A 13,024-nucleotide genomic window follows, 5' to 3' on the forward strand; every position below is an offset into this window, starting at 1 on the left:
CAAACTTGTAAACTTCCGCATTTGAAAGGGTAGCCACCATGGCAGCCAAGGACGTAAAATTTGGTCGTGACGCGCGCGAGCGCATCCTGCGCGGCGTCGACATCCTCGCCGACGCGGTAAAGGTGACGCTGGGGCCGAAGGGCCGCAACGTCGTCATCGACAAGAGCTTCGGCGCACCGCGCATCACCAAGGACGGCGTCACCGTCGCCAAGGAGATCGAGCTCAAGGACAAGTACGAGAACATGGGTGCGCAGATGCTGCGCGAAGTGGCCTCCAAGACCAACGACAACGCCGGTGACGGCACCACGACGGCCACCGTGCTCGCCCAGGCGATCGTACGCGAGGGCATGAAGTCGGTCGCGGCCGGCATGAACCCGATGGATCTGAAGCGCGGTATCGACCTCGCGGTGATCAAGGTCGTCGAGGACCTCAAGGCGCGCTCCAAGCCCGTCTCGGGCACCAAGGAGATCGCCCAGGTCGGCATCATCTCCGCCAACGGCGACACCGTCGTCGGCGAGAAGATCGCCGAAGCGATGGAGAAGGTCGGCAAGGAAGGCGTGATCACCGTTGAGGAGGCCAAGGGTCTCGAGTTCGAGCTGGACGTCGTCGAGGGCATGCAGTTCGACCGCGGCTATCTGTCGCCGTACTTCATCACCAACCCGGAGAAGATGACGGTCGAGCTGACCGATCCGTTCATCCTGATCCACGAGAAGAAGCTGTCAAACCTGCAGGCGATGCTCCCGATTCTGGAAGCGGTCGTCCAGTCGGGTCGACCGCTGCTGATCATCGCCGAGGATATCGAGGGCGAGGCGCTCGCCACGCTGGTGGTGAACAAGCTGCGCGGCGGCCTGAAGGTTGCGGCCGTCAAGGCACCGGGCTTCGGCGACCGTCGCAAGGCGATGCTGGAGGACATCGCGATCCTGACCAAGGGCGAGATGATCTCCGAGGATCTCGGCATCAAGCTGGAGAGCGTCACGACCGCGATGCTGGGTTCGGCCAAGCGCGTCACGATCGACAAGGACAACACCACGATTGTCGATGGTGCGGGTGATGGCGAAGCGATCAAGGGTCGCACCGAAGCGATCCGTCAGCAGATCGAGAATACCACGTCCGACTACGACCGCGAGAAGCTGCAGGAGCGGCTGGCAAAGCTGGCCGGCGGCGTCGCGGTGATCAAGGTCGGCGGTTCGTCCGAGGTCGAGGTCAAGGAGCGCAAGGATCGCGTCGACGACGCGCTGCATGCGACCCGCGCAGCGGTCGAAGAGGGCATCGTCCCCGGTGGCGGTACCGCGCTGCTCTATGCGACCAAGGCGTTGGAAGGCCTGACCGGCCAGAATGACGACCAGACGCGCGGCGTGGACATCGTCCGCAAGTCGCTGACCGCGCTGGTCCGTCAGATCGCCAGCAACGCGGGTCACGACGGTGCGGTGGTCTCGGGCAAGCTGCTCGAGAGCGCCGACCAGACGATCGGCTTCAATGCCCAGACCGAGAAGTACGAGAACCTGGTCGAGGCCGGCGTGATCGATCCCACCAAGGTCGTGCGCACCGCGCTGCAGAACGCAGCCTCGGTCGCCGGCCTGTTGATCACCACCGAAGCGGCGGTCAGCGAGATGCCCGACGACAAGCCGGCGATGCCCATGGGCGGCGGCGGCATGGGCGGCATGGACTTCTGATCCGAACGCGGCCTGCGCCACGCTGGCGCAGGACTCGCGTCGGATCGGCCAGCGTACCGGCGGCTGTCCGCCGGTACCTCTGACGTCCACCGCGGGCTTTGCCCGCGCCCTTGCAATGAAAGCCGGCGGCGCAATCCGCCGGCTTTTCTCATTCTATTCCGCCTCACCCCGAGCGATCACCGCGGTCAGCCACTCGTCGACCATCAAGTCGAGGACCAGGTGCACGCGATCGGTGCTTCCCCCGTTGAACACCGCATGCGGATCCGACAGGCGCAGGTACCAGCACTCCCCCGGCAGCATCGTCACCGCGCGCCCATTGACCAGAAACTCCACGTCGGGGTTGGTCGTGACGACGACATGGATGCGCGCCATGCCGGCCTCGGCCGCCAGATCGGGATCGCTATGCTCGTGAATGCGAGACCCCGGCGTGAGCCGCATCAACCGGGCCACCGTTACCGGACAGCGGAACGTCTCGATCGCTGCCCGGCAGGCGGGTGCATGATCGAGCAGCGGTGTATCGACCCAGCTCGTCGCCGCCGGCTGCGGCGCGATCATGCGGATCGGGTGGGTTTCGCCCGCCGGTGCCCGCAACGGCACCACGCTCCAAACGCCGGAATAGTTCTGCCGAACGAAGTGATCTGTCCACGCCAAGGCCTCGAGCCGCGCGAGATCGGCGGCCATCGCCGCCGCATCGAACAGCAACGGCAGCCGTACGCGGTCGGCGAATGCCATGCTCTCCTGCGCGTCGAGCCTTGTCATGTCAGGTCCTCTTGCCGCATCGCGGGCACGGGTATGGCGGCACGCGACACTTGGAAAGCCACATGAGCGAGGCAGTGACGACCCATCCCTCTTGGCCGTCGCGCGATTGGCTGCCGATCGCGGTCTCGACCGTCGGCGGCGTGGCGGCCGTGCGTTGGGCGGACTTCGCCGACCGTCGCCTGACAGAGCCGTTCTTCGAGGACAGCGCTGCAAAGGCACGGCGCAGCTGCGACCCTTGTTTCACCGCGCTGGCTGAGCTGGGCGATGCAGCGGAACTCGCCGACACCCTGCAGCCGAGCGGCTTCATCTTCCACCTCTCGCGCTGCGGGTCGACCCTGGTGTCGCAAATGCTGGCTGCACTTCCGTCGGTAATCGCGGTCTCCGAGGCGCCGCCGATCGACGATGTCCTGCGCCGCGGCGGCGAGGATATGATCCCGATATTGCACGCGATCGTCCGCGCACTCGGCCGCAGGCGCACGCCCGAGGCTCGTCACTTTATCGTCAAGCTCGACAGCTGGCACATGCCGCTGCTGCCGATCTTCCGGCGCGCCTTTCCTTGCGTGCCGTGGGTGTTCCTGTGCCGTGACCCGGTTGAGGTGATGGTCAGCCATGCCCGCCAACCTGGCATGCAGATGGTTCCAGGGCTGCATCCAGGCGTGATGCTCGGGCTTGCCCCCACGCTGGACGACTTTGGCTACCATGTCCTTGCCCGCATTTGCGCAGCCGCACTGGACGGCCTGGAGCACGGGGGCGGGAGGGTCGTCGACTACGCAGCGCTGCCTGACGCGGTCTTCTCGACGATCCTGCCGCATTTCGGGATCACCATCGGCGTCGAGGAGCGCGCGGCGATGGTTGCCACGACCCGCCGCCATGCCAAGCGGCCGGAACGAATGTTCGTCGCCGATGAAGCGGCCAAGCAAGCCGATGCCTCGAATGACATCCGCGAGGGCATCGAGCGGCATGTGGGTGGCTTGTATGACCGCTTGCTCGCAGCCGCCATTTCGAACCCAAGGCGCTGAGCTACGAGCGACTGGCCTGATCCGTTAACCATGTGGGGTGCATGGGAGTGTGTCATGCGCCGATCTGTGTTCCCATCAGCTGTCGTCGTACTTGCCATTCTGGTCTTCGTGGCGTGGATGCACCCGGCGGTGTTGTGGCCGACCAATGTCGGCTGGCTGGTGTCGGGCGAAGATCGCGGTCAGAGCGCGCTGGGACTTGCGGCGTACCTGCGCTCCGGCGGGTGGGGGCTTCACCAGCCGCTGCTGTCCGCACCGGAGGGCCTGCCGCTGCTGTTCACCGACAGCATACCGCTGTTGGGCGTCTTGCTCCGGCCTTTCGCCTCGCTCCTGCCACCGGACGCACAGTTCGTTGGCATCTGGTATCTACTGTGCGTGCTGTTGCAGGCGACCTTTGCGGCCCTGCTGATCCGACCGCGCGTCGCGGACCCACTGGCGGCGTGGCTTGGCGTAGCGCTGCTCACGGCGATGCCGGTGCTGTTCAATCGTTACGGCCATCCCAGCCTGTGCGCGCAATGGCTGATCCTCGCGAGCCTTTGGCTCTTTTTGGAGCCGCGTCGTGCCGAGCGCGCGATCGGTTGGGCGGTGCTGCTGGCGGTCGCGGCGCTGGTGCATAGCTATCTGCTGCTGATGGTCGCCGCCTTCTGGGGCAGCGCATTGGTGGCGCAGCTGGCGCGAGACAAGCGAAACTTCAGGACCGCCGGGCAGGCTCTGCTGACGCTGCTTCCCACTGTCGGGTTGCTCGCGCTGAACGGCGTTTTCGACGGACCATATCGCTCGACGCACAGCTATGGGCAATTTCCGGCCGCGTTGGATGCGTGGTGGAACCCGGGCAATCCTGGGTATACCGCGCTGCCGATTTCCTCACCCGCCATGCCCGAGGGCAGAGGGTTCGAAGGGTTCAACTATCTGGGCGCGGGACTGATCGCGCTGGTGCTGTTCGCGGCGGCGCGGTTTGTCTCGGGGCAAGCGGACGATAGCCAGCGGGTACTGCTCCGGCGCATGGCGTGGCTGCTGCCCGCTTTCGGCGTGTTGCTCCTGCTCGCGATCGGGCCGGCGCCGATGTGGCGTGGGCTGCCGCTGTTCGCCTTGAACTTGCCGTCGATGCTGGTCGACGCGCTCGATCCGATCCGCGCATCGGGGCGCCTGGTGTGGCCGCTGACCTATACCCTGGCCTTTGTGGCGATCATCGGCTCGGCGACGCTGGCGCGAGCAAGTCTGGTGCTTGCCGGGGCGCTTGCGCTGCAGGTGATCGATGTCGCGCCGATGCTGTCGGCGGTTCGCGCGACCAGCGCGCGGGCAACCGAGCCGCGAGCCTTCATGCGCACCGCCGATCCGCGCTGGCAGGCGCTGATCGCGCGAGCGGCGGACGTACAGTTCGAACCTGCCGAGCCGTTTCGCGACCTGCAACTGCTACAGGAGGTCAGCTGGCGCGCGATCGTGCACTGTCGCCCGGTGCGCTACACCTATTCGTCGCGGGTATCCCGCGCGACGCAAGCACGGCTCGACGCCGATGCCGCAGCCTTTCGCGCCGGTCGCCTCGAGCCGACGCGCCTTTACGTGTTGCTGAGTGACGGACCCGTCCCCGCAGCGGTGGCCGCTCGCGTTCAGACGATCGACGGGATCAGGCTGATCGCGCCAAGCCGGCCTGCGCCGCTCACCTGCCCTTGAACGCTTCGATCAGCTTCTTGACCTCCTGGCTGCGGCCACGCGGCAGGATCAACACGTCGTTGCCCGACGCCACCACTATCAGGTCCTCAACGCCGACCAATGCCACGCGCACGCCGTCCGAGCGGACGAGGCAATTGCGGGTGTCGATCGCCAGCACCTCGCCGATGCCGCCATGCGCGTTGCCGTTGGAATCGCGATCACTGATCGCGTGCAACGCGTCCCAGCTGCCGACGTCGCTCCACCCCATCGCGACCGGCACGACCGCGACCCGTTCCGCCTTTTCCATGACGGCGTAATCGATTGAATCGTCGGGTGATGCCGCGAACGCCGCCGCTTCCGGCAGGATGCGCGTGCCCTCCCTCCGGGCGGCCGCCATCGCCGCTTCGACCGCGACCAGGATCGCAGGATCGTGCTGCGCCAGCGCCTGCAAATACATGTCGGCTCGAAACAGGAAGATGCCGCCGTTCCAGCTATGGTCGCCCGCCCCCAGCATCGCCTCGGCAGCGTCCCCTGCCGGCTTTTCGACGAAGCGACGCACGCGGAACACCCCATCGCCGATCGGCTCGCCGCGCTGAACCCAGCCATAGCCGGTTTCCGCCGAGTCGGGATGGATGCCGAACGTCACCAGCCAACCCTGCGCGACGAGCGGCATGGCGCGGGCGATGGCGGCGTAGAATGCCTCGGTATCGGTGATGACGTGATCCGACGGCATGACCAGCAGCGCGTCTTCGCCGCCGCCTGCCACGATCGCCGCCAAGGCGATCGCCGGCGCGGTGTTCCGCCCGACGGGTTCCAGCACCACCGCCGCCGGGGCGACGCCGATCGCGGCGAGCTGTTCATCGATCAGGTCGGCGTGGCGCGCGTTGGCGACCACGATGGGCGCGGCGAAGCGCTCGCCCGTCGCGCGGCGCGCGGTCAGCTGCAGCATCGTGTCGTCCGCGGTCAGGGCGAGCAGCTGCTTGGGGCGCTCGGGCCGCGACATCGGCCACAGCCGCGTGCCCGACCCGCCTGAGAGGATGACGGGGATGATCTGACGGTGGTGCATGGGGACCATGTAGACCATCGGCGCCGCGCGCCAAACCTTCACGCTTCGTTTGCCACTGCGCGCGTAGGCAAGCGCAGGAGGTGTCGGTCCGCTTGACACCGCCTGTCGGAGAAGCGAGCGCGATGGTCAGGCTGTTCAAGCATTATGTGCCCCATGCGGTGCTGCTGCTCGGGCTCGTGGATGCCGTACTGCTGATGCTGTCGGCGGAAGCAGGCTGGGTAGCGCGTGCTTATCAGATCGGCATGGACATGCCGCCCGTCAGCGACCGCTTGCCGCAGCTGCTGTCGTTCGCGGCAGCGCTGCAGGTCGCGCTGGTCGCGGTCGGCGCCTATGGCGTGGGCTCGTTCCTGTCGCTGCGGTTCGCCGCCGCGCGGCTGGCGGTGGCGGTGTCGCTGGGCGCCTTGTTCCTTTCCGTGTTGTATTTCATGGTGCCGTCGATCAGCTTCTGGCGATCGAACCTGTTATATTCGATGGCGTTCGCGTGCGTGGGTCTGGTCGGTGTGCGGGCGCTGCTGGGCCGGGCGTTGGGTGGAGAAACGTTCAAGCGGCGGGTGGTGGTCCTAGGCGCTGGCCGGCGAGCGGCGCAGATCCGTGACCTGGCGGCGCAACCCGGCGCGAATTTCATCGCAGCGGGCTTCGTCGCGATGAGCGAATCCGCTCCGGTCGTCGCGGGAGCCAGGCCGCGCGAGTCGATCGTCAACCTCGCCGCCTATGTCACCAGCCTCCGTGCATCGGAGGTGGTGATGGCGCTGGAGGAACGGCGCAACGCGCTACCGCTGGCCGATCTGCTGCGCGTCAAGACTACGGGCGTGCAGGTCTGCGAAATCTCCACTTTTCTGGAGCGCGAGACAGGACGGATCGACCTCGCCAGCGTCAATCCGTCCTGGCTGATCTTCTCCGATGGCTTCGCGTCCGGGCGGATGGTGTCGGGCGTGGTCAAGCGCGCATTTGACATTGTAGCCAGCCTGATCCTGCTGGTGCTGACGCTACCGTTGGTTCTGCTCGCCGCGCTGGCGGTCAAGCTGGAGAGCCGCGGACCCGCCTTTTATCGCCAGACCCGCGTCGGCCTCTACAACCAGGACTTCGGCATCCTGAAACTGCGTTCGATGCGTGTCGACGCGGAAGTGGCGGGGCAGGCGCAGTGGGCCACGCAGAACGATCCGCGCGTCACCTGCGTTGGTCGCTTCATCCGCAAGGTCCGCATCGACGAGCTGCCCCAGGCGTGGACGGTATTGAAGGGCGAAATGAGCTTCGTCGGTCCGCGTCCGGAGCGACGCCAGTTCGTCCACGAGCTGGAGCAGCAGCTGCCCTATTATGCCGAGCGGCACATGGTGAAGCCGGGCATCACCGGCTGGGCGCAGATCAACTATCCCTATGGCGCATCGGTCGAGGATGCCCGCCACAAACTGGAATACGATCTTTATTACGCCAAGAACTACTCGCCCTTTCTGGACCTGCTGATCCTGCTGCAGACCCTGCGCGTCGTGATCTGGCCGACGGGGGCGCGGTGACCGGTCAGCTCATCCTCTGGAGCCACGCGCTCGCCGCGCTGCTGTTCGCCGCGGCGACGCTGGCGGTATGGCGACGGCCGCGCGACGCTGGTCCGCGCGTGGCGTTCGCGACGGCGCTGGCCCTGTCGGCACTGTGGGCGCTCGCCATCGCGGGCATCGGCCCGAGCGACCTTGCCACACGCGTGATGGAGGCGGTTCGCAATCTCGCCTGGCTCGGCTTTGCGTTCGCGCTGGTGCGGCGCGACCGGACCGCCGGCTGGACGCTGGCGGCCCTATGTTTGGCGGTGGCGGCCGTGACGCTGTCCGGCGCGGGACTGGCGGTGGCCGCCGCGGCGGCGACGGTACACAGCGGTCAGGCCGAGCTGGCAACCGCGCACCTGGTATTCCAGATGATGGCGGCGGCCGGGGCACTGGTCCTTGCCCGTCACCTCTATGGCGCCGCACCGGAAGGCGGCGGCGTACAGTTGATCGCGATCGCTTTGGCGCTGCTATGGAGCGCCGACCTGCTGCTCGCCGTCGTCGCTTACGCCAGCCCAGCGGCGGGCGAAGCGCTGGCGTTGATGCGAGGCATCGCGGCGGCAGCGATGGCATTGCTGCTCGGATTGGCGTCCCAACGTCGCGCCGCCTGGACGCTCGCTTTGTCCCGACCCGCGACAACCAACGCGCTGATCGCGGTGGCGCTGGTCGGCTATCTGGGGCTGGTCGCCTGTCTGACCGCGCTGGCGGCGGCGTGGGGTGGCGGCCACGCGCGCGCGTTGCAGGCAGGCGTGGTGATCGGCGCGGCGGCGGCGTTGCTGACGCTCGTGTCGACATCGTGGCTGGGCGCTTGGGCCAAGGTGAAATTGGCCAAGCATCTGTTCCGCCATCGCTACGACTATCGGGTGGAGTGGCAGCGTTTCACCGAGACCCTGGCGTCGACCGCCGAACCCCTGGAACGCCGCGCCGTCGAGGCGGTGGCGCGGCTGCTGGATGCGCAGGCAGGACTGTTGCTGACGCCTGACGGCGCCGGGTTGACCGTCGCTGCCGGATGGCGGTGGGAAGGCCGGAGCGAGGCTGGAACCGAGCTGCTCGCAGCCTATTGCGTCGAGACCCGTCGGATCATCGAGCTGGACGCCATTCGGCGCGGCGAGGCGGATAGCGACGCGGCGGCCGTGCCGGGCTGGATACTCGCGCGCGAGGACGCCTGGGTGCTGGTGCCGCTGATCCACGGAGAGGTGCTCGCGGGACTGGTGCTGCTGACCCGAGCGCCAGTCGCACGTGCGCTGGACTGGGAGGATTTCGACCTCCTGCGTGTCGCCGGACGGCAGGCGGCCAGCTTCCTCGCCGAGGAGCGTGCCGGTCGCGCACTGGCGGAGGCGCAGCGGTTTGACGAGTTCAACCGGCGGTTCGCGTTCATTCTTCACGACATCAAGAACCTGGTCAGCCAACAGCAGCTGGTCGCGCGCAACGCCGAGCGTCACGCCGCCAACCCTGCGTTCCGCGCCGACATGGTAGCGACGTTGCGGGACTCCGCCGATCGCATGACCGCGCTGCTCGCGCGACTCGCGCATCGCGAGAATGGTCCCGCCGAGCCGCACGATTCGGTCGATGTCGCGGGCACGTGCGAGCGGGTGGCGCGGCGGTGGCGGGTACAGCATCCGGTGACGGTCGTGACCGCGCCGGTCTGGGCGCTCGCACGGTCCCAACGACTGGAGCAGGTGCTCGCCCATCTCGTGCAGAATGCCGTCGAGGCGAGTGCACCCGGTGCACCCGTAACCCTGAGCGCGGCGGGCGATGGCGCTCAAGTGACGATCGAGGTAGCGGATCAGGGCGCAGGGATGGCGGCGGCATTCGTCCGCGACGAGCTGTTCAGGCCCTTCGCGTCCACCAAGGCGGGCGGTTTCGGCGTCGGTGCGTTCGAGGCGCGGCAGCTGGTGACCGCCATGGGCGGCACGTTATCGGTTGAGAGCCGCGAGGGTGAAGGCACGCGCTTTCGCATCGTCCTGCCCGCCGCACCCCCGCTGGAGGCGGCGGCATGAGCAAGCCCGTTCTGCTTGTCGTCGAGGATGATCCCGGTCTTCAGCGTCAACTTCGCTGGGCCTATGAGGGCTATGAGGTCGTCGTTGCGGGCGATCGCGCCGAGGCGCTGGCGGCGGTGCGCGAGCATGCGCCCGCTGTGGTGACGCTCGATCTTGGCCTGCCGCCGGACCCGGACGGCACGGCCGAGGGTTTCGCGACCCTGGCTGCGATCCAGACGCTTGCGCCGCAAACCAAGATCATCGTCGCCTCGGGCCATGGCGAGCGCGCGTCGGCGTTGCAGGCGATCGCCGACGGGGCTTGGGATTTTTATGCGAAGCCGATCGACATTGATCAGCTGGGGCTGATCGTCGCGCGCGCGTTTCACGTCCATGCGCTGGAGACCGAGAACCGGCGGCTGGCGACCCGCGCCGCGCCGGGCGGCTTCGGCGGCATGATCTATGCCTCGCCGGAGATGGCCGGCGCCATCCGCACCCTGGAGCGCGTGGCACCGGCCGATGTGTCGGTGATGCTGCTGGGCGCGAGCGGAACCGGCAAGGAACTGCTCGCCCGAGGCACGCACGACGCGTCGCCCCGTCGTGACGGGCCGTTCGTGGCGATCAATTGCGCCGCGATTCCCGAAACGCTGCTGGAATCGGAGCTGTTCGGACACGAGCGCGGAGCGTTCACCGGCGCAGTCAAGACGGTGATCGGGAAGGTCGAACAGGCGGCGGGGGGAACGCTGTTCCTCGACGAGATCGGAGACGTGCCGGCCGCGTTGCAGGTCAAGCTGCTGCGGTTCCTGCAGGAGCGCGTGATCGAGCGGGTCGGTGGGCGCAAGGCGATCCCCGTCGACACGCGAGTCGTCTGCGCGACGCATCAGGATGTCGACGCGATGGTCGCGGACGGGCGCTTTCGCGAAGACCTGTACTACCGACTGGCCGAGATCGTCGTGCGGATCCCGGCGCTCGCCGAGCGGTCCGGTGACGCGACAGTATTGGCGCAGCACTTCGTCGGGCGTTACGCGGCGACGTTGAACCCTCAGGTGACGGGCCTTGCACCCGATGCTCGCGCGGCGGTGGATGCGTGGCGGTGGCCGGGCAACGTGCGTGAGTTGGAAAACCGCGTCAAGCGCGCGGTTATCATGGCCGAGGGCAGGCGCGTGACCGCCGCCGATCTCGATCTCGCCCCGACCGAGAGCGGCGAGGCGATCGAATTGCGTGCGGTGCGCGAGGCCGCCGATCGCAAGGCGATCGGGCGCGCGTTGGCGCGCGCCGACGGCAACATCTCGGGCGCGGCGCGGCTGCTCAACGTCAGCCGACCGACGCTGTACGACCTGCTCAAGAGCTATGACCTCCATGCCTGACGTGAGCGCCTATCCGCTGTTGCGGTCGAGACGGAAGAAGCGGTGGGCGTTGCCGCGCCTGACGCGGATGCAGCTGCGGCTGGGCGGCGTGATCGCCGCTGCGGTGCTGCTGATCGGCGCGATCCTGTGGGCGAGCCGGCCGGGTCCGCCGGATGCCGGCAAGGCGCTGGCCGATGCACAGAAGACGCTGGACGCGGGCAACTACAGCGCCGCACGCCGGAACGCGGAGATCGCAATCGGAGCCGAACCCCGTTCGGGAGCGGCTCATCAGCTGTTGGCGCGGGCGCATCTGGAACTCGGCCAAGGATTGGCGGCGGAGGCGGCGCTCGATCGCGCCGCGCAGGTCGGGGTGCCGCTCGAAAAACTGCACGCGCTGCGGGCGCATGCGCGTGCGCTGCAGGGTCAGCCCGAGCGCGCGCTAGACGAAGCCGCCAAGGCCTGGCCGGGTGATGCGCCGCTGGTTGCGCGGGTCCGGGCGCTCGCGCTGGCGGCGCAGGGCAAGGGCGCGCAGGCGCAGGCGGTGCTGGAGCAGAGGGTCGCGATCGCCCCGAACGACGCGCGGGCATGGACAACGCTTGGGCGATTGCGGCTGGCGGCCGGCGAGATGGGCGGCGCGGCGGATGCGGCGGCGATGGCGGCTCGGCTCGCGCCAGGTGAGCCGGCGGCGTTGACGTTGCAGGGCGAGGTGGTGCGCGCGCGGTTCGGGCTGGTGGCGGCGCTGCCGTGGCTCGAGGCGGCGCTGACCCGCGATGCGTTCCATTATCCGGCCCTGATCGAACAGGCGGCAACGCTGGGCGAGGCGGGGCGCAACGTGGAGGCGCTGGCGGCGACACGGAAGGCGCTGCGCGCTCGGCCCGGCAGCGCTCCCGCCCGATACATCCAGGCGGTGATCGCGACGCGGGGGGGGCAGGCGGAACTGGCGCGACGGCTGCTCACCGCAGCCGGCGGCGGCCTCAACGATCTGCCCGGCGCGCTGCTGCTCAACGGTGCAATCGATGCAGCGACCGGTCGCAACGAAGAGGCGGTGGCACGCTGGCGGCGGCTGGTCGCCATGCAGCCGATGAATGTCGATGCACGGCGGCTGCTCGCGGGCGCGCTGTTGCGTACGGGTGACGCGCGGGCGGCACTCGACATGCTGCGGCCCCTCGCGTTGCGCGGCGACGCGGATGGCTATTCGCTACACCTGGCATCACGCGCGTGGGAAGCGGCGGGCGACCGCGGGCAGGCGGCTGGGTGGCTGGACCGGGTCGGCGCGCAGCGGGCGGACGCGAGCGCGCTGTTCGCCACCGACGAAACGCTCCCGTCGCTGGTCGGCGGCGCGGCTATGGCGGCAGACGATCCGACTTATGCGCTGGGTATCATACGGGGGCTGATGGCGGCCGGGGATCAGGCCGGGGCACTGGCCAGGGCCCGTGGCCTCGCCGCCGCCGCGCCGCGCGATCCGGCCGCCCTTGTGGCGCTGGGTGACACGCTTGCCGCGAGCGGACGCGACGGCGAGGCGGCGGCCGCCTTCACTCGCGCGGCGGACCTGCGGTTCGACGAGCCGACGGCGATGCGGCTGATCGATGCGCTGGGCCGCGCCGGCAAGCCGCAGGATGCAGCGGCCACCCTGGCCTTGTACCTGGGCCAGAACCCGCAAAGCCTGGTTGCGCGCCGGCTGCTCGGCCGCTGGCAGGTCGCATCGGGACAGGCGGCGGCGGCGATCGAAACGCTGGAAGGCGTACGGCGGCGGATCGGCAACCGCGACGCCAGCCTGCTCGCCGATCTGGCGCGGGCATATGCCGAGGAGGATGGGAGTGCGGTCGCACGGCGCTATGGGCAGGCCGCGTATCGGCTGGCACCGATGAACCCGGACGTTTGCGATGCCTATGGCGTGGCGCTGGCTGCGGACGGGGATCCCCGCGCGCGTCAGCTGTTCGACAAGGCGATCAGCCTCGCACCGGGCAATCGCGTCTATCTCGCGCATCGGCAGCGATTGGGCTAACCGC

The 13,024-nt window shown here is 68.4% G+C and carries 9 protein-coding genes; 7 read left to right on the forward strand and 2 right to left on the reverse strand.

The features are described 5' to 3' along the window. Positions 1-38 precede the first annotated feature (38 nt). A complete protein-coding gene (gene groL, locus JWN21_RS01115; protein ID WP_299645553.1) occupies positions 39-1,673 on the forward strand; it encodes a chaperonin GroEL in 1,635 nt (544 codons plus the stop codon). 153 nt (positions 1,674-1,826) lie between these two features. Here the strand turns inward: groL and JWN21_RS01120 are convergent, their stop codons facing one another. Then, complete coding sequence (locus JWN21_RS01120) at positions 1,827-2,432, reverse strand: aspartyl/asparaginyl beta-hydroxylase domain-containing protein (RefSeq protein ID WP_299645555.1); 606 nt, start codon at positions 2,430-2,432, stop codon at positions 1,827-1,829. A 140-nt stretch (positions 2,433-2,572) separates the two neighbouring features. On the opposite strand from JWN21_RS01120, the gene JWN21_RS01125 reads away from it, so the two are divergent. Next, positions 2,573-3,451: a hypothetical protein gene (locus tag JWN21_RS01125; RefSeq protein WP_299645556.1), complete on the forward strand. Its 879-nt coding sequence runs from the start codon at positions 2,573-2,575 to the stop codon at positions 3,449-3,451. A gap of 54 nt (positions 3,452-3,505) precedes the next feature. After that, positions 3,506-5,119, forward strand: a complete 1,614-nt coding sequence (locus JWN21_RS01130; RefSeq protein WP_299645557.1) for a DUF6311 domain-containing protein — start codon at positions 3,506-3,508, stop codon at positions 5,117-5,119. On the opposite strand, the gene JWN21_RS01135 is transcribed toward JWN21_RS01130, so the two are convergent. Further along, the gene (locus JWN21_RS01135; protein ID WP_299645591.1) at positions 5,106-6,164 is read right to left on the reverse strand and encodes a mannose-1-phosphate guanylyltransferase/mannose-6-phosphate isomerase; all 1,059 of its coding nucleotides are present in this window, start codon (positions 6,162-6,164) and stop codon (positions 5,106-5,108) included. The genes JWN21_RS01130 and JWN21_RS01135 overlap by 14 nt on opposite strands. 122 nt (positions 6,165-6,286) lie before the next feature. Here JWN21_RS01135 and JWN21_RS01140 point away from each other — a divergent pair, with 122 nt between their 5' ends. The 4 genes from JWN21_RS01140 to JWN21_RS01155 are packed head-to-tail and all read left to right on the forward strand — an operon-like array spanning position 6,287 to position 13,020. Continuing rightward, on the forward strand, positions 6,287-7,675 hold the full coding sequence (locus tag JWN21_RS01140) for a TIGR03013 family XrtA/PEP-CTERM system glycosyltransferase (RefSeq protein ID WP_299645592.1): 1,389 nt from the start codon (positions 6,287-6,289) through the stop codon (positions 7,673-7,675). Then, positions 7,672-9,693, forward strand: coding sequence for an XrtA/PEP-CTERM system histidine kinase PrsK (gene prsK, locus JWN21_RS01145; RefSeq protein WP_299645558.1), 2,022 nt, complete (start codon positions 7,672-7,674; stop codon positions 9,691-9,693). Before JWN21_RS01140 ends, prsK begins: the two co-directional genes overlap by 4 nt. Beyond that, positions 9,690-11,036: a PEP-CTERM-box response regulator transcription factor gene (gene prsR / locus JWN21_RS01150; RefSeq protein ID WP_299645559.1), complete on the forward strand. Its 1,347-nt coding sequence runs from the start codon at positions 9,690-9,692 to the stop codon at positions 11,034-11,036. The genes prsK and prsR overlap by 4 nt, the downstream gene beginning before the upstream one ends. Further along, positions 11,029-13,020, forward strand: a complete 1,992-nt coding sequence (locus JWN21_RS01155; protein ID WP_299645560.1) for a tetratricopeptide repeat protein — start codon at positions 11,029-11,031, stop codon at positions 13,018-13,020. The genes prsR and JWN21_RS01155 overlap by 8 nt, the downstream gene beginning before the upstream one ends. The last annotated feature ends 4 nt before the right edge of the window (positions 13,021-13,024 follow it).

Source organism: Sphingomonas bacterium (genome assembly GCF_028292945.1).
Classification (GTDB): Bacteria; Pseudomonadota; Alphaproteobacteria; order Sphingomonadales; family Sphingomonadaceae; genus Sphingomonas.

Excerpts from the sequence above, each read along its gene's own strand:
- groL (WP_299645553.1), top strand. The coding sequence starts at position 39 with ATGGCAGCCAAGGACGTAAAATTTGGTCGTGACGCGCGCGAGCGCATC.
- JWN21_RS01120 (WP_299645555.1), bottom strand. The coding sequence starts at position 2,432 with ATGACAAGGCTCGACGCGCAGGAGAGCATGGCATTCGCCGACCGCGTA.
- JWN21_RS01130 (WP_299645557.1), top strand. The coding sequence starts at position 3,506 with ATGCGCCGATCTGTGTTCCCATCAGCTGTCGTCGTACTTGCCATTCTG.
- JWN21_RS01135 (WP_299645591.1), bottom strand. The coding sequence starts at position 6,164 with ATGCACCACCGTCAGATCATCCCCGTCATCCTCTCAGGCGGGTCGGGC.
- JWN21_RS01140 (WP_299645592.1), top strand. The coding sequence starts at position 6,287 with ATGGTCAGGCTGTTCAAGCATTATGTGCCCCATGCGGTGCTGCTGCTC.
- prsR (WP_299645559.1), top strand. The coding sequence starts at position 9,690 with ATGAGCAAGCCCGTTCTGCTTGTCGTCGAGGATGATCCCGGTCTTCAG.
- JWN21_RS01155 (WP_299645560.1), top strand. The coding sequence starts at position 11,029 with ATGCCTGACGTGAGCGCCTATCCGCTGTTGCGGTCGAGACGGAAGAAG.